Raw genomic sequence first — 23,764 nt, 5'->3', positions numbered from 1 at the left:
CGATCACCTGCGCTTCCGATTGTGCTTCTGATGGACCGCCTGGCGGCTGACACCGAGCTCGTCGGCGATGGCCTGCCAGGACCAACCTCGCTCACGGGCATTCGTGACCTGGACCTCCTCGAGCCGTTCCAGCAGCCGGCGCAGGGCACGCACGGCGCGCAGGCCCACTGCGGGATCGGAGCTCGCGGCGGCAGCGGCGAGGGTGGTGGCTTCACTCATGTTGTCAATATAGGTTGACACCGAGGGCGCGTCAACGACGATTGACAGAAACGGAATCTGCGCAGGTGGTGAAGGCTCTACCGGCGCCAGCCGCCGGTGGTCGCGAACTTCTCCAGCACCGCGAGCGGCCCTGCGAGGTCCATCCCCTCGGCAGCGACCCACTCGTCGGAGAAATAAGTGTCGGCGTAGCGCTCGCCGCCATCGCACAGCAACGTCACGACGCTGCCCTCACGGCCCTTCGCGAGCATCTCGGCGATCAGGCCGAAGGCTCCCCAGAGGTTCGTGCCGGTCGAGCCGCCCACCCGACGTCCGAGCACGGTGCTCGCGTGCCGCATGGCGGCGATGGACGCCGCGTCGGGCACCCGCACCATTCGGTCGACGACCTCGGGCACGAAGGACGGCTCGACGCGCGGACGTCCGATCCCCTCGATACGCGAGGGCATGCCGGTCGTGTAGTCGGCCGATCCCGTCTCGAACCCGCCGAAGAACGCCGAGTTCTCCGGGTCGACGACCGCCAGCCGTGTCCGGTGACGGCGATAGCGGATGTAGCGGCCGAGGGTCGCGCTCGTGCCGCCGGTTCCGGCGCCGACGACGATCCACTCCGGCACGGGATGACGCTCGAGACGCATCTGCGAGTAGATGCTCTCGGCGATGTTGTTGTTGCCCCGCCAGTCGGTGACCCGCTCGGCGTTCGTGAACTGGTCCATGAAGCAGCCCCCGAGCTCGTCGGCGAGCCGCTGAGCCTCGGTGTAGATCTCGGGCGGGCGGTCGATGTAGTGGCACCGGCCGCCCTGCGCCTCGATGAGCGCGACCTTCGCCGGTGAGGTGCGGCGCGGTACGACGGCGACGAAGTCGAGGCCGAGGAGTCGCGCGAAGTACGCCTCACTGACCGCGGTGGACCCGGACGACGCCTCGATGATCGGGGTCCCTTCACGGATCCAGCCGTTGCACAGGGCGTAGAGGAACAACGAGCGCGCGAGACGGTGCTTGAGGCTGCCCGTGATGTGCGTCGACTCGTCCTTCAAGTACAGGTCGATGCCCCAGTCCGCGGGGAGGGGGTAGCGGAGCAGGTGGGTGTCGGCGCTGCGCTGGGCGTCGGCCTCGATGAGCCGGACCGCGTTGTCGACCCAGTCCCGGGGTGCGCTGCGGTCGACGACCGCACCGGTCGCCGTCACCGCCCGTTCTCGCCGCGCATGCGCTTCTCGAGGTCCGCGCGTTCGGTGCGCCGACGCTCATCGACCGCGGCGATGCCCACGTTGACGCGACGCCGAAGCGACGCGAAGAGCACGAGCGAGACGGGCAGGGCGATGAGCACGGCGAACAGGGCCGCGACGAGGAGGGGGATTTCCACCCCGAATGCCCGAGGAACGTAGAGAATGAGCAGAGTGAGCACGACCACGAGGGCGAGTCGGGCCACCGAGTACAACGCGACGTCCCGGATCAGAGACCCGGCCCCCGCCTGACCGTCGGCGGCCGTGGCGCCCTCACCGTGAGGGTGTGGAGTGGGCTGGGAGGGGGTATCCGAGGGTTCGTTCCGGCGTTCGTCGTTCACCACTCCAGGTTAACCGGCCGCCCGGACGACGAGCTCCGCGTCGATTTCCGTAAGTCGGACATCCGTCCGTTTTGTCTATTACTTCCGCTTTACCAACCGTAGACCGTTCGAGCAACCAGGGGTATCGGTGCCACCATGGGCTTGGACATCCCGATCGAACAACTCGATCGCGTCGAACAACACGATCACGACAACCGGGAGGACATTCGCAATGAGCGCACCCACTTTCAACGGCGCGAAGGAATCCCTGCTGACCCCGGGCCAGGTGGCGGCACTGTTCCATGTGGATCCCAAGACCGTCACCCGGTGGGCCCACGCCGGCCGATTGGGCTCGCTGCGGACCCCCGGTGGCCATCGGCGCTTCCGTGAGTCCGAGGTCCTGGCGCTTCTCCGCTCCCTCACGACCGAAGCGACACGCTGATCCGGGACAGCAGAATCCGCACCTCCGGCGTACACCTGCCGGATCTCGGCCGACCACCCGCGGAACCCACGTGCCGGACCGGGTTCCTCCCACCTAGAATGTGGACGAACCGGTCTGCGGTCGCCGCGGCCCGGAGGTGCACGGCGAGGGCACGTCCTCGTCCGGCACCACCACGGTCAGGAGGTGCAACGTGCTCTATCTGTTGGCACTCATCGGTGCGGTGACACTCGCCGTCCTGCTGTGGAAGGCGTACGGTCCCACATCTCGTCCGCCGTCCCGCGTGATGGGGCCGGACGACGATCCCGACTTCCTGTGGAAGGTCGATCGCGAGGTGCACCGCCGCCGGAGTGGCGACGGCACCGGCGAGTCCGATCAGGAGCGGGGCGACTGACCGTTCGCGTTACGCCGAGCGGTCTGTCACCGCGCGGCGAAACCGTCGGTGATATCCGCGGCGAGTCCGAGCAGGGCGCGCCGCGTACCCGACTGCAGCCGGTCCAGGTCGATCTCCGCCCCTTCTTCGAGGTGGGGATCGAAGGGCAGGACGTGGACCGCGCGGCACCGCTGTTCGAAGTGTCGCACCACGAGGTCGAGGTCGACCTTGCCCGACCTCGGCCGCACCGCGTTGACGACGGCCAACGACCGTTCGACGAGTTCGCGATAGCCGTGCGCGTCGAGCCAGTCGAGCGTGGCCGATGCGCTGCGGGCGCCGTCCACCGAACCGGAACTGATGACGACCAGCGTGTCGGCGTTCTCGAGGATCGCGGTCATAGCGGAGTGCATGAGCCCGGTCCCGCAATCCGTGAGCACGATGCTGTAGAACCGCTCGAGAAGACCCAACGTCCGTTCGTAGTCGTCGGCGCTGAAGGCCTCCGAGACCGCCGGATCGGTGTCCGAGGCGAGCACCTCGAGACGATGCGTGTTCTGCGAGGTGTAGGCGCGCACGTCCGCATATGTCTCGAGCAGCGACTGATCGCGCAGCAGCGTGCGCACCGTGGCCGGCGTCTGTTCGGCCACCTTCTGACTCAACGTCCCGCGGTCCGGATTCGCATCGACCGCGACGATCCGATCGCCACGCAGCTCCGCGAAGGTCGAGCCGAGCGTGACCGTGGTGGTCGTCTTGCCCACCCCGCCCTTGAGACTCAGCAGGGCGATCCGATGGCAGCCGTGCAGCGGTGCACGCACCCGCTCGGCCGATTCCTCCTTGCGTTGCTGCCGGGAACTCTCCCCCACGTGCACGCGACCACCGGTCGCCCGGTAGACGACCCGCCGCCAGCCCTTCCGCGGCGGCGCGGCGACCGGACGTACAAGTAGCGACGAGTCCAGCGCCGTCGCGTCCAATGCGTGTCCGTCGAGCCCCGACGACCCGTTACCGGCCCCATTCACCGCGTTCTCCCCCCGTCGACTGTCACGGACGACGGCGCGACGATAGCAGCCTCAGTTGAGCCCGGCGTACGAGTGCAGGCCCGACACGACCATGTTGATGATGAACAGGTTGAACAGCACCGTGACGAAGCCGACGATGTTGATCCACGCTGCGCGGGTGTTCCGCCAGCCGGAGGTCGCACGCGCATGCAGATAGGCGGCGTAGATGACCCACGAGATGAACGAGACCGTCTCTTTCGGGTCCCAGCCCCAGAAGCGTCCCCACGCCGCCTCGGCCCAGATTGCCCCGAGGATGATGCCGGCGCCGAACAGCGGGAAGCCGATGATCGTGGTGCGGTAGGCGAGCCGGTCGAGGGTCTGAGCGTCGGGCAGCCGCTCGGCGATCGCCGCGAACACACCGCTGCGCTCCTCGCCCTTCGGGAAGCGGATGCGCAGCAGGAACAGCACGCTCGCGACACCCGAGACGAGGAAGATGCCGCTGCCGACGCTGATGATCGTCACGTGGATCGGCAGCCAGAACGATCGGAGGGCCGGCACCACGGGAGCGGCGTCGGCATACAACACCGTCGCCGCGAGGAACATGAGGATCAATACGGGGACCACCAGGTACACCCACATGATCCGGTAGGCCGGCTTGCGGAGGACGATCAGCCCGAAGATCACCGCGGCGGTGCACGCCATCGAGACGAACTCGTACATGTTGCCGAGCGGGAACCGCTCGGTGGCCAGCCCACGCAGGACGATCGAGGCGAGCTGCAGGCCCGCGACCACGACGACGAGCGCGCGTCCCATGTTGCCGAGACGCTGCGACACGGTGCGCTTCGGCGTCTGGTCGATCCGTCCCGGCCCGGTCGCGCGCTCGGCGGGGGCCTGCTGCCTTCCGGCGGCCACGAGTTCGCGCTCCCGTTCCGCCACGACGTCGGCCCGGTGGGTCGCGTACTCGGCGATGAGCAGCAGCAGAGCCAGCACGAGCACCGCGAACGCCGATTCGAAGGCCCAGTCGCTGTACTGCGCGAGGGTGTCGTTCTCTGTCATCAGTTCTTCTTCTCCTGTGCCGCCGGGGCGGAGGGTGCATCGTCGCCGAGAAGGCGCTCGACCAGTCGGTCGAACTCGTCTCCCCATCCGGCCTGATCGGTTCGTGCGAGACCGCCGAGCTCTACTACGGTCCGTCGTTCGCCGTCGCTCACTGTACCGTCCGGGTACGCGCGTGCCCACACTCTGCGTCGTTTGACCAGCAGCGACACGAGCAGTCCGCCCATCATGAAGATCGCCGCGACCAGCACCCACTGCTGAGCCGGGTCGTGGGAGACCTGCAGGTTGACGAAGTCGGTGGCCTTGTCGAATCGCACCTCGGTGCCGTCGGCGAGCGTCACGCTCTCCCCCGGACGCAGGTTGACACGATCCTGCTTCACGAGGCGTCCCTGATTGATCAGTTCCTTGTTGAGCGAGAACAGCGACTGCGGGTTGCCGGTGTCGAGACCGGAGTCGCCCTTGTAGATGTCGATGGCGACAGCCGGGTCCGTCAGGGCGGGGAAGATCGATGTGAGCAGCGTGCCGTGGAAGGACGCCGTCGGCGCGAACAGTCCCTCGATCGCGATCTGGTTCTTCCGGCGCTCGTCGGCGTCGGGGTACATGCCACCGGGCGGGTCGAAGCGCATGGCGCCGCTGCTGAGGAAGGTCGTCGCGTCGTCGGGCGCCCACTGCATCGTTTCGGTGCGGGTCTCGCCGTTCGGCCAGGTGACCGTGAAGGTCGGGGCGTAACCGTGACCCTGTAGGTACACGCGGTCGCTGCCGACCCGCAGCGGATGGTTGACCTTCAATTGCGCGTCGCGCCAGGTGTTCGTGACGAGGTCGTCGCCGTACTGGTACTCGATGTCGGAGGTGAACATCTCGGCCTGGCCGTTGTCGAGATAGTCGGCGACGAAGGTGTTCACCCGCACGCACATGGGGTTCAGACCGGTGCCGTCGAGCGTGCTGCCGGCGCGGAACGAGTCGAAGGAGGCGGGCGAGGTGGTGCAGAACTCCTCACCGTTCGCGACCAGGATGCGCTGCCCCTCGTAACCGAAGAGCTTGCCGGCGGCGACGGCGACGAGCAGCCCGACGAGGGAGATGTGGAAGACCAGGTTGCCGGCCTCGCGCAGATAACCCTTCTCGGCGGACAGGGTCACCTCGCCGTCACGCCCGCGGGCACCGCCCTCGCGGCGCACGACCTTCCAACCGCGCAGCTCTTTCTGGATCCGGTCGAGGGCGTCGGCGGGGGCCTCGGCCACCATCGTCTGTGTGTGGTGCGGCAGGCGCTGCAGGTTGCGCGGCGCGGCGACCGGCGGGGTGCGCAGGGCGTGGAAGTGCTCGACGCAGCGCGGCAGGATGCAGCCGACCAGAGAGACGAACAGCAGCACGTAGACGGCGGTGAACCAGAAGCTTCCGAAGACGTCGAACAGCTCGAAGCGGTCCATGATCGGTCCGAGCGTCGGCCGGGCCGCGATGTACTCGTCGACCTTCTGGGTGTTGAGGCTGCGCTGCGGCAGGAGTGCGCCCGGGATCGCGGCGAGCGCGAGCAGGAACAGCAGGACCAGCGCGGTCCGCATCGACGTCAGGCCGCGCCAGGTGTTCCGCACGAAGGCCGTGGCACGTCCGAACGCGGCCTGTCGCGGCGGAGGCGACGGCTGCGGTGCGGGGGTCGGGGTGTGTGTCGCGGTCATACGGGCAGAGTCACTTCCGAGATGAACGAGTCACGGACCCAGGACACGAACAGGTCCCACGCACCGGTGACGAGAGCGATGCCGACGGCCATGAGCATCAGGCCACCGACGATTTGCACGGTCCGCGCGTGGGTGCGCAGCCAGCCCACCCCGCGCAGCGCCCGCGCCGAACCGAGCGCGAGCACGACGAACGGCAACCCGAGGCCGAGGCAGTAGGCGACGATCAGCGTCACCCCGCGTGCCGCGGTGGTGCCCTCGGTGCCCGCCGCGAGCGAGATGACGCCGGCGAGGGTGGGACCGAGGCACGGGGTCCACCCGAGCGCGAACACCGCGCCGAGCAGCGGGGCTCCCGCAAGGTTCGAGATGCGCCGGGGCGCCGGACGCGTGTCGCGCTGCAAGGCCGGGATGAGACCGATGAAGACCAGACCCATCACGATGGTGACGACCCCACCGATCCGCATGAGCAGTTCGCGGTTGACGGCGAGCGCGGAGATCGCCCCGAACACCGAGGCCGTCGCGAGGACGAACACCACGGTGAATCCGAGGACGAACAGCCCGGCGGCACCGGCCACCCGGAGGCGGCCGTCGCTGCGGACGGTCGTGGTGCGGGCACCGGCCTGCTCGGCGGTGACGGCGGGGGCTTCGGCTCCCACCACTCCGGCGAGGTAGGACAGATAGCCGGGAACGAGCGGCACGACACACGGCGATGCGAAGGAGACGAGACCGGCGAGCAGGCACGCGCCCATCGCCAGCAGCAGCGGACCCGACAGGGCCGCGTTCTGGAAGGTCTCCCCGACACCCGACGCAAGGATCACTGTTACTGCTCCGAATCCGGTTCCGCCGCGACCCGTTCGACGACCGGTTGCAGGTCCTCGGCGAGCAGTTCGGTCAGGTAGACCGCAGCCACGCGGTGCTCACGGTCGAGGACGACCGTCGTCGGCACGACCGAGGTCGGGTAGTTGCGGCCGAGGGCGAGCAGCGACCGCATCGGCGGGTCGTAGATCGACGGGTAGCCGATCCGCTGGTCGGTGACGAAGTCCTGGGCCTTGTCGCGCTGATTGTCGCGGACGTTGATGCCGAGGAACTGCACCCCGAGATCTTTGGTGGCCTCGTAGACCTCCTCGAGATCGTCGGCTTCGCTGCGGCACGGCGCGCACCACTGGCCCCACACGTTGAGCACGACGACCTGGCCCTCGTAGTCGTCGAGGGAGATGGTCTCGCCCTCGTTCATGAGGTCCTCGCCGGTGAGCTCACCGAGGGTGCCCCGGTCGGCCGGGGGGTCGTAGAAGATGCGGGTCTGCCCGCCGGGCGAGACGAAGTCGAACGTTCCCCCGGTGGCGACGGCGTCGTCCCCGGTGGCGCAGGAGGTGAGAAGGACGGCACCGCAGATCGCGGCGACCGTCGCCCGGAACACCTTTCTCATGCGCCGTGGACGTTCGGGTCGGAGGCGCCGGCCGGCTCGGAGTAGACCAGGTCGACGAGGGTGTCACCCTCGTAGACCAGGGAGGTCAGCGAGGCGAGGCTGCACTGGCGGCGACGCGGGTCGTGCCACAGTCGCTCGCCCTCGAGGAAGCGGCGCAGCGTCCACACCGGGAGTTGGTGGCTCACGCACACCGCTTCCCGCCCCACCGCGGCCACGCGGGCCGCGTGGACGGCGGCGAGCATGCGGTGGGCGATCTGCAGGTAGGGCTCGCCCCAGGAAGGGGTGAACGGATCGCGCAGCTTCCACCAGTGGCGCGGGCGGCTGAGCGCACCGTCGCCGACCGAGACCTTCAAGCCCTCGAAGTCGTTGGCCGCCTCGATGAGGTTCTCGTCGGTGCGGATCTGCAGTCCGTGCTTCTCCGCGATCGGGGCGGCGGTCTGCTGGGCCCGTTCGAGCGGGGACGCGACCACGTGTGCGATGTCGTGGTCGGCGAGCGACGCCGCGACCGCACGTGCCTGGGCCTCACCGGTCACCGACAGCTTGAAGCCGGACAGGCGGCCGTAGAGGATTCCGGAGGGGTTGTGGACCTCTCCGTGGCGGAGCACGTGCACGATCGTGCGGGTCTCGGACGGGGCGGCGTCGGTCACGTCGATGTTCCTCGAGGGGTGTGGGAGGGGCGGATCGGGCTGGGCAGGCAGGAGAGCGGTGCTACGGCGCGGTCGCCGCGGCGGCCGCGCGCGCGGCGTGCGGCAGCGCGTCGGCGACCCGCGAGAACGCGTCGTCGTCGAGCGCGGACGAGACGAACCACGTCTCGAAGGCACTCGGGGGTGCATAGACGCCGCGCTCGAGCAGCGCGTGGAAGAAGGCCGGGAAGCGCCAGGTCTGCGCGGCCTTGGCCTGCTCGTAGTTCGTCACCGGCTCATCGGTGAAGAAGACGCTCAGCAGCGTGCCGGCATTCTGGACGCGGTGCGGCACCCCTTCGGCGGCGAGTGCCTCCCCCAGCAGACGCCCGAGGGTCTCGGAGTTGCGGTCCAGGTTGGCGTAGACCTCGGCGTCGGCGGCACGCAGGCTCGCGAGGCCGGCGGCCACGGCGACGGGATTACCGGACAGGGTGCCGGCCTGGTAGACCGGTCCGCTCGGGGCGAGATGGGCCATGACGTCGGCGCGGCCACCGAAGGCCGCGGCGGGCAGACCTCCGCTCATGACCTTGCCGAAGGTCATCAGGTCGCCGGAGACACCGTCGATGCCGTGCCAGCCGGTCGGGCTCGCGCGGAAGCCGGTCATCACCTCGTCCATGATCAGCAGCGCGCCGTGCTCACGGGTGAGTTCGCGCAGGCCCTCGTTGAAGCCGGACACCGGCGGGACGGTGCCCATGTTGCCGGCGGCGGCCTCGGTGATGACCGCGGCGATCTCACCGGGGTTCGCCTCGAAGGCGGCGCGCACGGCGGCGAGGTCGTTGTAGGGGACGACGATGGTGTCGCCCGCCTGGGCGCCCGTGACGCCGGGCGAGGTGGGCAGACCGAAGGTGGCGAGGCCGGAACCGGCGTCGGCGAGCAGCGCGTCGACGTGACCGTGATAACAACCCGCGAACTTCACGATCTTCGACCGTCCGGTGAATCCGCGCGCGAGACGGACGGCGCTCATCGTCGCCTCGGTGCCGGAGTTGACGAGCCGGACCTGCTCGACGGGTGCGATGCGGGCGACGATCTCCTCGGCGAGTTCGACCTCACCCTCGGTGGGGGCACCGAACGACAGACCCGCCGGCGCGGTGGATCGGACGGCCTCGACGACCGCCGGATGCGCGTGCCCGAGAATCATCGGGCCCCAAGAACACACCAGGTCGACGTAGGTTTTTCCGTCGACGTCGGTGAGCAGCGGACCCGATCCCGATGCGAAGAAAGGAGGATTGCCGCCGACCGATCCGAACGCGCGGACCGGAGAGTTGACGCCCCCCGGTGTCACCTTCGATGCCCGGTGGAAGAGTGCGGCGGATCGAGTGTCGTGGGTGGACGAAGCATCGGGGGTCGCAGTCACGACTTCCAGTGTCCGTAGTTTCGCGGGATTTGCCAAAAACAGTGTTCCTCAAACCTCATGTGTTTTTTCTCCCTTACCAGGAAAAAGGGACACCGTGAGTGACTTGTCGCACCTATCGTTTGAGGCATGCCGACGACAGCCGAACACCTGCGCATCGCACTCGACGGTGCGTGGCACGAAGCACGCGAACGCGCACGCAAGGATCTCGCGCACGAGAAGTTTGCACCGCACTACACCCCCGAGACCGACAAGGCGCGCGCCATCACGCTCGAGCAGATGCGCATCCTCGCCGAACACGGCTATGCCGCGGCGGGCTTCTCCGTCGAGTCCGGCGGCACGGGCGACGCGGGCGGCGCGGTCGCATCCATCGAGATGCTCGCGATGTCCGACCTGTCGCTGATGGTCAAGGCGGGCGTGCAGTGGGGCCTGTTCGGCGGTGCCATCGAGAACCTCGGCACCGAGCGGCACCACGAGAAGTACGTCAAGCAGCTCATCGACCTCGACGTGCTCGGCTGCTTCGCGATGACCGAGACGGGCCACGGCAGCGACGTGCAGTCGCTCGAGACCACGGCGACCTATGATCCGGACACCCAGGAGTTCGTGATCCACTCCCCCACCCCGTCGTCCCGCAAGGACTACATCGGTGGCGCGGCGCAACACGCCCGGTTCGCGGCCGTCTTCGCGCAGCTCGTCACGCAGGGTGAGACGCACGGTGTGCACTGTTTCGTCGTCCCGATCCGCGACGAGGACGGCAACGACCTGCCGGGTGTGACGACCTCCGACTGCGGTTACAAGGGCGGCCTGCCGGGTGTCGACAACGGCCGCATCGTCTTCGACCAGGTGCGCATCCCCCGGGAGAACCTGCTCAACAAGTACGCGGACGTCGAACCGGACGGCACCTACGCCTCGGACATCGACAACCCGAGCCGACGGTTCTTCACGATGCTCGGCACGCTGGTCCGCGGGCGCATCACCGTCGGCGGCTCGGCGGGTGCGGCGGCGCGGGTCGCGCTGAGCATCGCCACCCGCTACGCCGAGAAGCGTCGCCAGTTCGACGCCCCCGGGCGCGACGGCGAGGTGCCGATCATGGACTATCTCGTCCACCAGCGGCGCCTGCTCCCGCTGATCGCCCGCTCGTACGCGCTCGGCTTCGCCCAGAACGAGCTGCTCACGACGATGCACCGGCTGCAGTCGACGTCGTTGCAGGAACTCGACGCGCAGGAACAGCGCGAACTCGAGGGTCGCGCGGCCGGCCTCAAGGCCGCCAACACCTGGCACGCGTCGCGGGCGATACAGGAGTGCCGCGAGGCGTGCGGTGGTGCCGGCTACATGGCCGAGAACCGGCTGACGGCGCTGCGCGCGGACGTGGACGTGTTCACGACCTTCGAGGGCGACAACCACGTCCTGACCCAGCTGGTCGCGAAGGAACTGCTCACGGCCTACGCCGACGAGGTGCAGGGCATGAGCCCGGTGGAGTGGATGCGCTTCGCCGCGACCACCATCTCCGACATCGTCAAGAAGCGCACCGCGGCGCAGCAGATCATCCAGACGATCGTCGACACCCGCCAGGACAACGAGGAGGACGGCAGCCTCTTCGACCGCGGCACCCAGGTGACGATGTTCGAGGACCGTGAGCAGTACCTGCTGTCCACTGCGGCCCGGCGCCTGCAGGCCGCGATGAAGCGTGAGGACAACCCGTTCGACGCCTTCAACTTCGTGCAGGACCACGTTCTGCACGCCGCCCGCGCGCACATCGACCGAGTCGTGCTCGAGGCGTTCGTCGCCGCGATCGAGGACTGCAAGGACGAGACCGCCCGCGACCTGCTGTCGGAGCTGTGCGATCTCTACGCGCTGACGATCATCGACGAGGACAAGGCGTGGTTCATGGAGCACCGCCTGCTGTCGGTCGAACGCGCCAAGGCCGTCACACGCGGGATCAACGAGCGGGGCCGCAGCCTGCGTCCGCACGCGTTGACGCTCGTGGACGGGTTGGGTGTGCCCGACTACCTGCTCGGCTCGGCCATGCTCGACCGTGAGGGAGCGGTCGTCCCACCTCAGGACGTCGCAGTCTGACCGGGTTCGCCGACGAGCTCGCCGAGCCGTGCTCGCAGCTCGTCGGCGTCCTTCGCCCACGCCCGCACGAACGTTCCTCCGATGAGCCGCAGTCCGACAGGCTTGCGGCCGCGCGGCACATCCGCCAGTTCGCCGAGGCTTCGGGCGGTCTCCCAGCGTTCCGGATCGCGCCGGTCGTCCGGTGGCGGCGGCAGCACCGCCTCGATCTCGGCGACCGGCAGTTCCTCGGTTCCCTGCCGCAGGACCGTGGAGGTGAGCTCGACGCTGACGTGCCGACGAGCAGCCACGACCATCACGTAGGAAAAGCCGGCGAGCACGATCGCGATGATCGGCAGCGCGACCCAGTGCACGACGGGGCCGGTGAACAGTTCGACGACGAGGGCCACGACGCAGACCAGCGGGCCGATGGCGACCGTGCGCCAGCGCGCTCCGGGTTCGTGGAACAGCGGCCCGGCCGGGTCGGTGCCCATCGGATCAGGGGTTGCCGGATCAGGGGTCGCCGGATCGGGGGCCGTCGGGTCGGTCAAGCGGCGAACGCGCCGGGGATCACCAGCAGCACGGTGGTCACCAGTCCGAGGAGGGCGATGAGAGCGATCAACACCAATTCGCGACGGCGCCCATAGGGCCGCGGTTCCACCTGCATGACGTCCTTTTCGCTCGACGGAAAGGGCCGTGCGGCCCACATGGTGAGCCCACCGTACTCTTCGGTCGCGCCGGACGAAACCGAGTGGTACGTCTATTCTTCCGGCAGTCGCAGGAAGAAGCGGTTGGCATCCCGCCGGTGCATCAGCACGATCGCTCCGACGGTCGCGACGGCTTGCAGAATGCCCACCACACCGAGTATCCACCCCGCGCCGCCCTCCCCGACGCCCACACCGAAGACGGTGGGCAGGGTCGACAGCGACATGAACACCCCGAGCAGGGTCAGCAGCATCCGGGCCCAGTTCTTGGCCTTCAACAGCTGCCTGACTACCAGATAGAGCAGTCCGACGATCACCAGGCCGATGCCGGCGGTCAGCGCGACCAGCAGCGGGACCGCCGACTCGAGCTGCTCCGTGGTGACGCCCTCGATGGCCTGCTCGGCGGCCATCGTGGTCATGAGGTCGAGCAGTTCCTCGCGTCGACTCAGCAGATCGGCGAGACTTGCCGCCAAACTCACGACGGCGAGAGCGAGTACCCCGCACCACAATTGGTGGGCCGTCGTGACGTCTCCGGGAACGGGACGATTCGCCGCGGGGCCGGGCCCGACAGGAGGTGCGGGGAAGCTCATGACAGACGACCCGCGACCTCGGCGGCCCAGTAGGTGAGGACGACGTCCGCACCGGCCCGCCGGATGCCGACCAGCGATTCGAGGATCGCCGCATCGCGATCGATCCAGCCCTTCTGCGCGGCCGCGGTGATCATCGAGTACTCCCCCGAGATCTGGTAGGCGGCCACCGGGACGGGCGAGCGGTCGGCCACCTCGCGCAGCACGTCGAGGTACGACATCGCCGGCTTGACCATCACCATGTCGGCGCCCTCGGCGAGGTCGAGGTCCACCTCGTGCAGCGACTCGCGACGGTTCGCCGGATCCTGCTGGTAGGTGCGGCGATCTCCCTCGAGGGACGAGCCGACGGCGTCGCGGAAGGGACCGTAGAACGCCGAGGCGTATTTCGCGGAGTAGGCGAGCTGACCGACCTCGGTGTGCCCGGCCTCGTCCAGCGCGGACCGGATGAAACCGATCTGGCCGTCCATCATGCCGCTCGGGCCGAGCAGGTGCGCCCCGGCGTCGGCCTGCGCGACGGCCATCTCGGCGTAACGCTCGAGGGTCGCGTCGTTGTCGACGACGCCGGTGTCGGTGAGCACACCGCAGTGGCCGTGATCGGTGAACTCGTCGAGGCAGGTGTCGGCCATGATCACCGTGGAGTCGCCGAGTTCGCTGCGCAGCGACCGCAGCGCGCGGTTGAGCACACCGCCGGGATCGCTCGCCGCGGAACCACGGGCGTCCTTGTCCTCGGGGCTGGGCACACCGAAGAGCATCAGGCCGCCGACACCGGCGGACACGGCCGCGGCCGCGGCCTTGCGCAGCGAATCGGCGGTGTGCTGGTACACCCCGGGCATCGACGCGATCTCGCGCGGCTCGTCGAGGCCGTCGGCCACGAACATCGGGAGCACGAGGTGGCGGGGTTCGAGGGAGGTTTCTGCCACGAGCCGTCGGATGGCGGGTGTGCTGCGCAGCCGGCGGGGACGGATGTCGGGAAACATGGGGAGAACACCTTCCATACGGGTCGTGCGCGGCCCCGGTAGTGGCGACTACCGGGACCGCGCACGGATCATCGGATCACCAGAGATCAGCGGCGGGCGCGGGACTTCTTCCGCGGCGGAGGCAGTGCGCCTTCCGCGCGGAGCCGGGCCGCGTGCTCGGCGAGCGCGTCGACCAGGGGCCCGATCTGCGCGGTCTCGGGCTGCACGTCCACCCGCAGGCCGAACTCGATCGCCGTCTCGGCCGTCTTCGGGCCGATACACGCGACGATCGTGCGGGCGTGCGGCTTGCCGGCGATACCCACGAGATTGCGGACCGTCGACGACGAGGTGAAGCACACCGCGTCGAAACCACCGGTCTTGATCATCTCGCGGGTCGCGGCCGGCGGCGGAGCGGCACGCACGGTGCGGTAGGCGGTGACGTCGTCGATCTCCCAGCCGCGCTCGCGCAGACCCTCGGCGAGGGTCTCGGTGGCGATGTCGGCGCGCGGCAGCAGCACCCGGTTGACCGGATCGAAGACGTCGTCGTACGGGGCGAACTCGGCGAGCAGGCCGAGGCTGGACTGTTCGCCGCTGGGCACGAGCTCGGGGATGATGCCGACCGAGCGCACCTTCGCAGCGGTGGCCTCACCGACGCACGCGATCTTGACGCCGGAGAACGCGCGCGCGTCGAGACCGAACGCCTCGAACTTCTCCCACACCGCACGCACCGCGTTGGTGGAAGTGAACACCACCCACTGGTAGCGACCGTCGACCAGGCCCTTGACCGCGCGTTCCATCTGCGCGGGACTGCGCGGCGGCTCGACCGCGATGGTCGGCACCTCCATCGGGATCGCGCCGTGCGTGACGAGCCGCTCGCTCATCTCGCCGGCCTGATCCTTGGTGCGGGGCACGAGCACGGTCCAGCCGTACAGGGCGCGCGACTCCCACCACGACATCTTGTTGCGGTGCGAGACGACCTTGCCGACGGTGACGACGAGCGGTCCGACGAGCTCGGAACCCGCGTCGTTCAGAGTCGCGAGGGTGGCCTCGACGGTGCGCTGCTGACGGGTGGTGCCGCGCACGGTGATCGCGGCGGGGGTCTGCGGCGCCAGGCCGTGTTCGACCAGCGCGCTGGCGGTCTCGGCGAGGTGGCCGGAGGTCGCATGGAGGACGAGGGGGCCGGGGGCGGCGGCGAGCGCGGCCCAGTCGACCTCTCCGCGCACGTCGACCTCGGTGTGGCACGAGCCGAGCGCCATACCGGCGTAGCTCGGCACGGACGATCCGGCGGGCAGGCCCGGCAGGACCTCGAAGACCACCTGGGTGCGGGCGACCGCGTTGACCTCGGCGATCACCGAGTCGGTGGTGAGCGGGTCGCCCGCGACGAGGCGCACCACGTCGCGACCGGCCTTCGCCTCGGCGACGAGCGTCTTGGCGACCTCGGCGGGCTCGCCGAGCGCGGGACGGACCTCGGCGACGGGCTCACCGGTCTCCGGGTCGGTGCCGTGGTCGACACCGACGAGGGCCACGACACCCTTGTCTACATCGGGGTCGGTGAAGGCGATCGTGGCGCCCGCCAGCACGTCACGCGCGCGCACGGTGAGCAGCGCAGGATCGCCCGGGCCCGATCCCACGAACAGGATGCGCCCGGGGTTGTGCTTACGGACTCGGCTCATCGGTCATTCTCCAGTGCGGTCAAATCAGCGGTAAGGGCAAATCGGGTGACGGTGACGGCTGTGTCAATCATCGGCAGGTCTCGTCTCGGGGAGGACCCCGTGCTCGACCATGAGCTCGCGCGCACCGAGGTCGAGCAGTTCGCGGGCGACACGGCGACCGAGTTCCTCGGCCTTCTCCGGCGCCCCCACCGCGCTCGCTCGCAGCACATCCGATCCGTCCATGGCGGCGGCGCATCCGCGCACCGACAGTTCCTCGATCACCCGGCCGTCGTCGTCGAGCGATTCGACGACCTCGGCGATCGCCCCCACCGGTGCGGTGCATCCGGCTTCGAGTTCGGCGAGCAGCGAGCGCTCCGCGACGACTGCGGCGCGGCTCGGCGCATGGTCGAGTCCGGCGAGCAGCTCGATCATCTCGGGATCGTCCGACCGGCACTCCACGGCGAGCGCACCCTGCGACGGCGCGGGCAGCATCTGCACCGGTTCGAGGGACTCGGTGACCCGGTCCAGGCGTCCGATCCGCGACAGTCCGGCACGCGCGATGACGATCGCGTCGAGTTCGCCGGAGTCGACCTTGCCGATGCGGGTGTCGATGTTGCCGCGCAGCGGTTCGATCTGCAGTCCCAGGCCGAGCGCAGCGAGTTGTGCCCGCCGGCGCGGCGCCGAGGTACCGACCTTGGAGCCGGGCGGCAGCTCGCCGAGGACGAGTCCGTCACGGGCGACGAGCGCGTCGCGCGGGTCCTCCCGCTCGGGGACGGCCGCGACGACGAGGCGCGGATCCTGGAAGGTCGGCAGGTCCTTGTAGGAGTGCACGGCGACGTCGACCTCACCTGCGAGCAGCGCCTCGCGCAGCTCGGCGGTGAACACGCCGACGCCGATGCGCTGCACCGGGCCGGGCGTCACATCGCCCTTGGTGGTGATGATGACGAGCTCTGCCGGGCGACCGGCGGCAATCAGTGCGTCGCGCACGGTACCGGCCTGGGTCGTGGCGAGCACGCTGCCGCGGGTACCGATACGCAGGGGACGATCCTGCCGAGCAACATCGTCGCGGGAAACCGATGCGGCTTCGGTGCTCATGCGGTGCCGTCCTTTCGTGAGGCCTGGAGTTCGGTGGTGACAGCGGGGTCGAGTGCGGCGGACAGATCCCCCGAGAGGGTGGGATCGGTCAGCGAGTTCAGATCCTTGGTGGGTGTCGCGACCGCCTCGACCGAGCCCGGGCGCAGCTCGAACAGCTCGCGCAGGGCCTCGGCGTACTGGTCGCCTCCCGGCGTCGACGCGAGCTGCTTGACGCGCACCGTCGGTGCGTGGAGGAGCTTGTCGACGACCCGGCGCACGGTGCGGGCGACCTCGCCGCGCTGGCCGTCGTCGAGATCGGGCAGTCGCGATTCGAGGCGCATCAGTTCGCCCTCGACCACTTCGGCGGCGCGCTGACGCAGTGCCGTCACGGTGGGGGTGACCTCGGCGAGTCGCTGCGCGGTGAGGTACTGCGACAGCTCGGCGGCGACGATCGTGCGGGCGGCCTCCGCGTCGGTCGCGGCGGCGCCGGCCGACGGGTCGCGCTGCAGCGACTCCATGTCGAAGACCTGCACACCGGGAAGACCGGCCACGGCGGTGTCGACGTCGCGCGGCAGACCGAGATCGCAGATCGCGAGGGGGCGTTCGCCGCGGCCGGGCTGCGCGAGTGCGCGGTGCGCGTCGGCGAGCGTGACGACGGCGCCCACGGCTCCGGTGCAGGTGACGGCGACGTCGGCGCGGCTCAGTGCGGTCGCGAGATCGTCGAATCCGACGACCTCGGCGTCGACACCGGCGGCCTGTGCGGTCTCGGCGAGTCGCTCGGCACGGTCGCGGGTGCGGTTGGCGACGACGATCGAGCCGACCTCGGCCCGGACGAGATGCGCGACGGCGAGACCACCCATGGCGCCGGCACCGATCACCGCGGCGGTGCGGCCCTTCAGGGCGCCTCCGAGGAAGTTCGAGGCCTTGTCGAGCGCGACCGACACGACGGATGCACCGGCGGCGTCGATGCCGGTCTCCGAGTGCACCCGCTTGCCGACGCGCAGCGCCTGCTGGGCGAGTTCGTGCAGGGTGCGGCCGGCGGCCTGCTGAGCGTCGGCGGCGGCGTAGGCGGTGCGGATCTGACCGAGGATCTGCTGCTCCCCCACGACCATCGAGTCGAGCCCGCTGGCGACGGAGAACAGGTGTTCGGCAGCGGCCTCGCTGTAGCGGACGTAGGCGTGCTTGTGCAGTTCGGTGACGGGCAGACCCGAGTGCTCGGCGAGCAGTTCGCTGACCGCGGCGAGCGCGCCGTGGAAGGCGTCGACCACCGCGTAGATCTCCACCCGGTTGCAGGTGGAGACGATCATCGCTTCGGAGATCTTGTCCGACGCCAGCATCTTGTCGGTGAGCTTGGGGCGGTCGGTGTCCGTGACCGCCACCTTCTCGAGCACCGGGACCGGTGCGCTCCTATGCGATATCCCGACGAGGAGAACACTCACGGTGCGATCACCGATCCGTTTCTGGTCGCGGCCGAGCCCATCGGACCCGCCTTTCCTGTTGTGGTACGCCGAGCAGAGCTTCGGGTGGACACCCGCGGTATGCCGGCGGGGCGTACGTCGCCGGCAGCAGGACGAACGTCAGCGGTCGCGGCCCGGGGGGTCTCCCCGTTGCGGGTGCTGTTGAAGGACAGGACCTGCATCTCGACGGACAGATCGACGCGTCGGATCTCGACGTGGTCGGGGACATCGAGTTCGACGGGAGCGAAGCTCAGGATGCTGCGCACTCCTGCGAGCACGAGCCGATCGCACACCTGCTGTGCTGCCTCGTCGGGGGTGGCGACGACACCGATGGTCGCGCCGAGTTCATGGGCTCCGTTCTCGAGATCGTCGACGTGACGCACGACGAGATCGCCCACACGTGTGCCCACCACGTCGGGATCGGAATCGAAGAGTCCGGCCATCGTGAAACCGCGGCGGTCGAAGCCCGGATACCGGGCGAGGGCGCGGCCGAGGCTGCCAACTCCGACGAGCACGACGCGATGGCCCCGGTCGAGTCCGAGAGCTGCTTCGATGCGGGACTGGAGGCGCAGGACGTCGTAGCCGACGCCGCGCACTCCGTTGGGTCCGAGGAAGGACAGATCCTTGCGCAGTTTGGCCGAACCGACCCCGGCGGCGGCCGCGAGTTCCTCACTGGAGACGATGAGAGTGCCCGCTTCGGCGAACGCACCGAGGACCCGGAGGTAGGTCGCGAGACGCGTCACAGTAGCCTGTGGGATATCGCGGACCGGAGGAGTGGGAGTGGCACCCTCGCCGGACTCGGCGGTGCCGCGAGCGTCCTCGCCCTGCGGTGGGTGCAACTGCGTCACGGTACGTGGCTCCTCGTCCGGCCGGTGGATACACGCCTGGCCTCACGGTGATCCGGGAATTCGTTCACACCACGGTAACCGCTTGTGAAGCCATGCACAAAGTTGCTCGAAGCACCCCGAATGTGCTTCCCACCTGCTGTACGACGAGGACCTGCCGACTCACCGAGCGAGATCTGCGCGCAGTCGCGGCTCGTCGACCTCCCAGTAGCTGTGCTCGCGTCCGTCGAGCAGAACGACGGGCAGACGGTCCCCGAATTCGGCCCTCAGATCGGGATCGGTTGCGGCAGCGACATCCACGTCGATGCAGGTGACCTCGACGCCGAGCTCCTCCGCGAGCGCCTCGAGCTGCTCGCGCGCAGGACCGCACGCACCGCACCCGGCGCGCACGAGAAGGGTCAGGTGATGACGGCTCGCGGAGCCGCTCGTTGCCGATGACGATTGCTCACTCATGCCTCCACTGTGCGGCACGACCTGTCGAGATGAACGTCACACCCCGTCACGGGGGCGACGGCCTCCCGGTGAGGGGCGGTGTCGCGGGCTAGGCTTGGCGCGGGTCGCCCGTGCATGCGGTCGCCATATGTGCGGCGCCCGGAAGTGCAGGGGTCACACGGGGCCCGCCCGTTTCGACAGCCCCGCCCGTTACGACACCGGAGGTGCGAGTGCCAGGACGTTCGTTTCCCTACGGATGGGGCATGGGTGAGACGTGGGCGAGCATCATCCGTCCCGGACGTCGGCTCTTCTCTCGCAAATTCGGACCCAGCGAGGAAGAGGTCCGCGCCAATCTCGCAGGTGAGGCGAGCGCCGATGCCGCCCTCGCGTTGCAGGAATCCCGCGTCGAACCCGAGCCCTCCCCCGATACCGCTCCCGTCCCGCGCGATCTGACCGCGGCGGCGTTCTTCGACGTCGACAACACGATGGTGCAGGGCGCGTCGATCATCCACTTCGCCCGCGGCCTCGTCGCCCGGAACTACTTCGACAAGTCCGACCTGTTCGAGTTCGCCTGGCAGCAGGTCAAGTTCCGCCTGACGGGCAAGGAGAACATGAACGACGTCGCGTCCGGTCGCGACAAGGCGCTGTCGTTCGTGCAGGGCCGCTCCACGGAGGAACTGCGCCGGCTCGGCGAGGAGATCTACGACGACATCATCGCCGACAAGATCTGGCCGGGCACCCGCGCGCTCGCGCAGATGCACCTGGACGCGGGCCAGCAGGTGTGGCTCGTGACCGCGACGCCGGTCGAACTGGCCGACGTCATCGCCGAACGCCTCGGCCTGACCGGTGCGCTCGGCACCGTCGCCGAGTCGAAGGACGGCGTCTTCACGGGCCGTCTCGTCGGCGACATCCTGCACGGTCTCGGCAAGGCGCACGCGGTGCGGGCCCTCGCGATCCGTGAGGGTCTGAATCTCAAGCGCTGCACGGCTTATTCGGACAGCCACAACGACGTGCCGATGCTCTCGGTGGTCGGCACGGCCGTCGCGATCAATCCCGATCCGGATCTACGGCAGGTCGCTCGCACACGCGGGTGGGAGATCCGCGACTTCCGGACGGCGCGCAAGGCCGCGAAGGTCGGGGTGCCGACGGCGCTCGGTCTCGGTGCCGCGGGTGGTGCTGTCGCGGTCCTCGTGGGTCGCCGCCGCGATCGAGCGGCCTGACAGTACAGCCGCGACCGAGCGGCTTGATTTTCGAGGTGCTCAGCCGAGGAAGACGTTCCGCCGGCGCGTGAGCAGTTTGTAGAGGGTCTGCTGGATCGTCTCGCGCACGTGGTCGGTGACCTCGAACAACACCATCGGATCCTCCGCCGAGGCCTCGTCGTACACGTCGGTGACGATGGGTGTGCCGAACTCGATGTACCACTTCGACGGCAGCGGCACGATCCCGAGCGGGCCGAGCGCCGGGAACAGCGGGGTGATCGGGAAGTAGGGCAGGCCGAGCAGGCGTGCGAGCGAGGTGAGGTCGGCGATGTTCGGGTAGATCTCCTCGGAGCCGACGATCGAGCACGGCACGATGGGCGCCTGGGTGCGCAGGGCCGCCGACACGAAACCTCCGCGGCCGAACCGCTGCAGTTTGTAACGCTCCTTGAACGGCTTGCCGAGTCCCTTGTACCCCTCGGGGAAGACCGCGACCACCTGGTCCTGCCGGAGGAGTCGTTCGGCGTCGGGATGGCACGCGAGGGTGTGGCCGGCCTTGCGCGTCACCGTCCCCACCACGGGCATACCGAAGGCGAGATCGGCGGCGAGCATCCGCAGGTGACGATCCGCGTGGTCGTGCACGGCGACGGAGGTCATCAGTGCGTCGACGGGGAGCGTGCCGGCGTGGTTGGCGACGACGAGTGCGCTGCCGTCGGCGGGGATGTTCTCGACGCCGCGGACCTCGACGCGGAACCACTTGTCGAACAGGGGTCGCAGCACCGGCAGGACGACGTTCTCGGTGAAGTGCGGGTCGAAGCCGAAGTCGTCGACTTCGTAGTCGCCGGTCATCCGGCGGCGCACGAACTCGGCGGTGGCGGTGACCTGTTGTGCGAGCGTGCCGCGCAGGTCGTCGAGGAATCGATCGGTGCGGTTCACCTGCTCGGGGGTGGGCGGTGGCCCCATCGACGGATGGGGTGTGCGTGTGACCCGTTCGCCGGGACGGCGGTTGCCGGCGTGCAACGGGATGACCTTCGCGACCTCCGTCATCGCGTCTCCCTCGTCTCTCCGAGCACGGAGAGCGCCATCGACTCGGCCTTGTCCACCCATTCGGTCTTCACGATGCGGGTGAGGGCGAGGCCCCGGGCGAAATCGTCGAGCGCTTCTCTCGTGGTCCAGCGTGGTTCGAATCCGAACTCGTTGCGCATGCGCGTGGTGTCGAGTCCGCATCCGAAATGGAAATAGTCGAGTTCTTCTTTGGTGAAGGAGTTCATCACGGAACCCATGAGTGCGTGCCCGACCGTGCGGAACAGCGCGTAGGGCATCGGCACGGTGACGCCACCGGCCCGGCGCACGGCCTGGGTCATCGTGACGATCCCCTCACCGGCGATGTTGTACGTCCCTGACGGTCCGGCGACGACCGCGTGTTCGAGCGCACCGAGTGCGTCCTCCTCGTGCAGCAACTGTAGTCGCGCGTCGCGGCCGAGCACGTTGGGGACGAGCGGGGAGGTGAGATAGCTCGACACCGAGCCGGGCAGCCGGTTCCCGACGGTGGGTGCGAACCGGAGGATGGTGGTCGCGATGTCGCTGCGCCGCCGGGCGACGCCGCGCAGATATCCCTCGACCTCTATCATGTCGCGGGCGAAGGCGCCCGTGGGCCGGCGGCGGGCGCTCATCTCCTCGGTGAACTTCGCGGGGTCCTTGGCACTCGATCCGTAGAGGACGGACGACGAGCGCAGCACGATCCTGCGCACCGAGGGTGCCTTCTGGCACACCGCGAACAGCTGCATCGCGCCGAGGACGTTCATGTCCTTCATCGCCGTGCGACTCCCGGACTTCGGGGCCTTCGTGACGGCGGACGCGTGGACGACGGTGTCGACGTCCATGTTGCGGATGATCTTGCCGATGAGTGGGTTGCGGATGTCGGCGAGCACGAACTCGGCCCGCCCCATGCGCCGGAGCATGTCCTTCGACGGCGACTGGGTGTCGACGCCGATCACCCGCTCGATGTCGGGATTCTGGGCGAGCCTGGTGACGAGGAAACCACCCAGGAACCGACTTGCTCCGGTGACTAGCACGACTCGTGGACGTGCCACTTCGTGCCCCTGCGAAACCACTCGTGAAACCCCCTGCTGCACCGCACGCGTCATCGGTCACATTCGCCCCGACGCGGTATGCCGTCCCACAATACGGCCACTTCGCCGCCATCGCACGACTCGTGGGTGAACTTTCGTGTACCGGGATGCACAGACGAACGATGCCCGCCACCATGGAAGGTGACGGGCATCGGATAGGCGCAGGGCTTACTTGCCGAGTTTACGACGCTGCACTCGGGTGCGGCGGAGCAGCTTGCGGTGCTTCTTCTTCGACATGCGCTTACGGCGCTTCTTGATCACAGATCCCATGTGGGCATCCCTCACGTTCCTTGTAGCGTTCCTGCGCACGCCGGTGACGTACGCCTGATGTATGTCGACGCTGGGCCTCGTGGCGACGAGTAACAGCGCCTCACGACACCGGCTGGCCGGTACGACGACAAGCAATCCTACCGGGGCGGCCCACCCGGCGTGAAACCGAGGTCCGTCCCGGAACGCGACTTCCCTCGCGCACCGGATCCGTTCGTCGTACCGTCGTCCCCGACGATGCGCCGATCGTCCCTGTCCGACCTCTATCCGACGTCGAAGTACGACGTCTCGAGGTAGTCGTGGACGGCCTTCGCATGCACGCGGAACGAGCGTCCCACACGCACTGCGGGTAGTTCGCCACTGTGCACCAGCCTGTACACGGTCATCTTCGACACCCGCATGAGAGCTGCCACTTCGGCAACCGTCAGGAACTGGGTACCGGCGAGAACCGACTGTCCGTCTTGAGGTTGACCCTTCGACGGCGTGTTTCCTGAAACCATTACACACCTCCGGCACGCCCGCGCCGCCGGCTTCCCCTCCGGCGGAACAGACACGCACGTGCTGATTCGAGCTTAGCGTGACGAATGGTTCCTGTGCGACGATGCAGCTGGGGAATTTCCGGCGGGCGGCTGTTCGTCGCCACGCTACGCCCTACGGTGACGTCTGTCAGCGTTCCGCA

The 23,764-nt window shown here is 68.8% G+C and carries 26 protein-coding genes; 4 read left to right on the top strand and 22 right to left on the bottom strand.

Annotated elements, in window-relative coordinates; all coding sequences use genetic code 11:
- Positions 1 to 3: 3 nt before the first annotated feature.
- The 3 genes from BLV31_RS08495 to BLV31_RS08485 form a co-directional block, all read right to left on the bottom strand.
- Positions 4 to 219, bottom strand: a complete 216-nt coding sequence (locus BLV31_RS08495; protein WP_006552320.1) for an HTH domain-containing protein — start codon at positions 217 to 219, stop codon at positions 4 to 6.
- Between the two features lie 77 nt (positions 220 to 296).
- Entirely contained in the window at positions 297 to 1,394 is a 1,098-nt protein-coding gene (gene cds1 / locus BLV31_RS08490) for an L-cysteine desulfhydrase Cds1 (RefSeq protein WP_064061973.1), read from the bottom strand.
- Positions 1,391 to 1,774: a DUF4229 domain-containing protein gene (locus BLV31_RS08485; protein WP_064061974.1), complete on the bottom strand. Its 384-nt coding sequence runs from the start codon at positions 1,772 to 1,774 to the stop codon at positions 1,391 to 1,393. Before BLV31_RS08485 ends, cds1 begins: the two co-directional genes overlap by 4 nt.
- Positions 1,775 to 1,982: 208 nt before the next feature.
- Between BLV31_RS08485 and BLV31_RS08480 the strand changes: the two genes are divergently transcribed.
- Together BLV31_RS08480 and BLV31_RS08475 are read left to right on the top strand one after the other, a co-directional pair.
- A complete protein-coding gene (locus tag BLV31_RS08480) occupies positions 1,983 to 2,192 on the top strand; it encodes a BldC family transcriptional regulator (protein ID WP_006552323.1) in 210 nt (69 codons plus the stop codon).
- Between the two features lie 190 nt (positions 2,193 to 2,382).
- Positions 2,383 to 2,583 carry a hypothetical protein gene (locus BLV31_RS08475; RefSeq protein ID WP_024101710.1) on the top strand — a complete coding sequence of 67 codons (201 nt, stop codon included), beginning with the start codon at positions 2,383 to 2,385 and terminating at the stop codon, positions 2,581 to 2,583.
- A 26-nt stretch (positions 2,584 to 2,609) separates the two neighbouring features.
- On the opposite strand, the gene BLV31_RS08470 is transcribed toward BLV31_RS08475, so the two are convergent.
- The 7 genes from BLV31_RS08470 to hemL all read right to left on the bottom strand — a co-directional run bounded on the left by BLV31_RS08470 (position 2,610) and on the right by hemL (position 9,734).
- Positions 2,610 to 3,575, bottom strand: a complete 966-nt coding sequence (locus BLV31_RS08470) for a MinD/ParA family ATP-binding protein (RefSeq protein ID WP_064061975.1) — start codon at positions 3,573 to 3,575, stop codon at positions 2,610 to 2,612.
- Between the two features lie 51 nt (positions 3,576 to 3,626).
- Entirely contained in the window at positions 3,627 to 4,610 is a 984-nt protein-coding gene (ccsB, locus tag BLV31_RS08465; protein WP_006552326.1) for a c-type cytochrome biogenesis protein CcsB, read from the bottom strand.
- Positions 4,610 to 6,277, bottom strand: a complete 1,668-nt coding sequence (gene resB / locus BLV31_RS08460) for a cytochrome c biogenesis protein ResB (protein ID WP_019291208.1) — start codon at positions 6,275 to 6,277, stop codon at positions 4,610 to 4,612. Before resB ends, ccsB begins: the two co-directional genes overlap by 1 nt.
- Positions 6,274 to 7,092: a cytochrome c biogenesis CcdA family protein gene (locus BLV31_RS08455; RefSeq protein WP_060650691.1), complete on the bottom strand. Its 819-nt coding sequence runs from the start codon at positions 7,090 to 7,092 to the stop codon at positions 6,274 to 6,276. Before BLV31_RS08455 ends, resB begins: the two co-directional genes overlap by 4 nt.
- 2 nt (positions 7,093 to 7,094) lie before the next feature.
- Complete coding sequence (locus BLV31_RS08450) at positions 7,095 to 7,700, bottom strand: TlpA disulfide reductase family protein (protein ID WP_006552330.1); 606 nt, start codon at positions 7,698 to 7,700, stop codon at positions 7,095 to 7,097.
- Positions 7,697 to 8,347, bottom strand: a complete 651-nt coding sequence (locus tag BLV31_RS08445) for a histidine phosphatase family protein (RefSeq protein ID WP_006552331.1) — start codon at positions 8,345 to 8,347, stop codon at positions 7,697 to 7,699. Before BLV31_RS08445 ends, BLV31_RS08450 begins: the two co-directional genes overlap by 4 nt.
- Before the next feature lie 61 nt (positions 8,348 to 8,408).
- On the bottom strand, positions 8,409 to 9,734 hold the full coding sequence (hemL, locus tag BLV31_RS08440; protein WP_006552332.1) for a glutamate-1-semialdehyde 2,1-aminomutase: 1,326 nt from the start codon (positions 9,732 to 9,734) through the stop codon (positions 8,409 to 8,411).
- A gap of 126 nt (positions 9,735 to 9,860) precedes the next feature.
- Between hemL and BLV31_RS08435 the strand changes: the two genes are divergently transcribed.
- The gene (locus BLV31_RS08435; RefSeq protein WP_064061976.1) at positions 9,861 to 11,807 is read left to right on the top strand and encodes an acyl-CoA dehydrogenase family protein; all 1,947 of its coding nucleotides are present in this window, start codon (positions 9,861 to 9,863) and stop codon (positions 11,805 to 11,807) included.
- Here BLV31_RS08435 and mce1N read toward each other — a convergent pair.
- The 8 genes from mce1N to BLV31_RS08395 all read right to left on the bottom strand — a co-directional run bounded on the left by mce1N (position 11,789) and on the right by BLV31_RS08395 (position 19,511).
- Positions 11,789 to 12,277, bottom strand: a complete 489-nt coding sequence (mce1N, locus tag BLV31_RS08430; protein WP_006552334.1) for a transport-regulating membrane protein Mce1N — start codon at positions 12,275 to 12,277, stop codon at positions 11,789 to 11,791. The genes BLV31_RS08435 and mce1N overlap by 19 nt on opposite strands.
- 266 nt (positions 12,278 to 12,543) lie before the next feature.
- Positions 12,544 to 12,966 (bottom strand): hypothetical protein, encoded by a 423-nt coding sequence (locus BLV31_RS08425; RefSeq protein WP_228044622.1) that lies wholly within the window; start codon positions 12,964 to 12,966, stop codon positions 12,544 to 12,546.
- 107 nt (positions 12,967 to 13,073) lie between these two features.
- A complete protein-coding gene (gene hemB / locus BLV31_RS08420; protein WP_064061977.1) occupies positions 13,074 to 14,051 on the bottom strand; it encodes a porphobilinogen synthase in 978 nt (325 codons plus the stop codon).
- Positions 14,052 to 14,137: 86 nt separating this feature from the next.
- A complete protein-coding gene (locus tag BLV31_RS08415) occupies positions 14,138 to 15,703 on the bottom strand; it encodes a bifunctional uroporphyrinogen-III C-methyltransferase/uroporphyrinogen-III synthase (protein WP_033096113.1) in 1,566 nt (521 codons plus the stop codon).
- Positions 15,704 to 15,766: 63 nt separating this feature from the next.
- Complete coding sequence (gene hemC, locus BLV31_RS08410; protein ID WP_006552338.1) at positions 15,767 to 16,777, bottom strand: hydroxymethylbilane synthase; 1,011 nt, start codon at positions 16,775 to 16,777, stop codon at positions 15,767 to 15,769.
- Positions 16,774 to 18,195 (bottom strand): glutamyl-tRNA reductase, encoded by a 1,422-nt coding sequence (locus BLV31_RS08405; protein WP_024101721.1) that lies wholly within the window; start codon positions 18,193 to 18,195, stop codon positions 16,774 to 16,776. Before BLV31_RS08405 ends, hemC begins: the two co-directional genes overlap by 4 nt.
- Positions 18,192 to 19,061 (bottom strand): redox-sensing transcriptional repressor Rex, encoded by an 870-nt coding sequence (locus BLV31_RS08400; RefSeq protein ID WP_019291201.1) that lies wholly within the window; start codon positions 19,059 to 19,061, stop codon positions 18,192 to 18,194. Before BLV31_RS08400 ends, BLV31_RS08405 begins: the two co-directional genes overlap by 4 nt.
- 159 nt (positions 19,062 to 19,220) lie before the next feature.
- Positions 19,221 to 19,511, bottom strand: a complete 291-nt coding sequence (locus BLV31_RS08395) for a glutaredoxin family protein (RefSeq protein WP_006552340.1) — start codon at positions 19,509 to 19,511, stop codon at positions 19,221 to 19,223.
- Positions 19,512 to 19,753: 242 nt separating this feature from the next.
- Here BLV31_RS08395 and BLV31_RS08390 point away from each other — a divergent pair, with 242 nt between their 5' ends.
- On the top strand, positions 19,754 to 20,710 hold the full coding sequence (locus BLV31_RS08390; protein ID WP_006552341.1) for an HAD family hydrolase: 957 nt from the start codon (positions 19,754 to 19,756) through the stop codon (positions 20,708 to 20,710).
- 39 nt (positions 20,711 to 20,749) lie between these two features.
- Here BLV31_RS08390 and BLV31_RS08385 read toward each other — a convergent pair whose 3' ends face one another.
- The 4 genes from BLV31_RS08385 to BLV31_RS08370 all read right to left on the bottom strand — a co-directional run bounded on the left by BLV31_RS08385 (position 20,750) and on the right by BLV31_RS08370 (position 23,585).
- Entirely contained in the window at positions 20,750 to 21,733 is a 984-nt protein-coding gene (locus BLV31_RS08385) for a lysophospholipid acyltransferase family protein (protein WP_064061978.1), read from the bottom strand.
- Positions 21,730 to 22,761: an NAD-dependent epimerase/dehydratase family protein gene (locus BLV31_RS08380; RefSeq protein ID WP_121208889.1), complete on the bottom strand. Its 1,032-nt coding sequence runs from the start codon at positions 22,759 to 22,761 to the stop codon at positions 21,730 to 21,732. Before BLV31_RS08380 ends, BLV31_RS08385 begins: the two co-directional genes overlap by 4 nt.
- A 225-nt stretch (positions 22,762 to 22,986) precedes the next feature.
- On the bottom strand, positions 22,987 to 23,088 hold the full coding sequence (locus BLV31_RS08375) for a 30S ribosomal protein bS22 (RefSeq protein ID WP_003402602.1): 102 nt from the start codon (positions 23,086 to 23,088) through the stop codon (positions 22,987 to 22,989).
- Positions 23,089 to 23,348: 260 nt separating this feature from the next.
- Positions 23,349 to 23,585, bottom strand: coding sequence for a helix-turn-helix domain-containing protein (locus BLV31_RS08370; RefSeq protein WP_006552345.1), 237 nt, complete (start codon positions 23,583 to 23,585; stop codon positions 23,349 to 23,351).
- Positions 23,586 to 23,764: the final 179 nt, after the last annotated feature.

The organism is Rhodococcus pyridinivorans (assembly GCF_900105195.1).
In the GTDB taxonomy this organism is placed as follows: Bacteria; Actinomycetota; Actinomycetes; order Mycobacteriales; family Mycobacteriaceae; genus Rhodococcus; species Rhodococcus pyridinivorans.
This window is presented reverse-complemented; position numbering and strand designations above follow the sequence as displayed.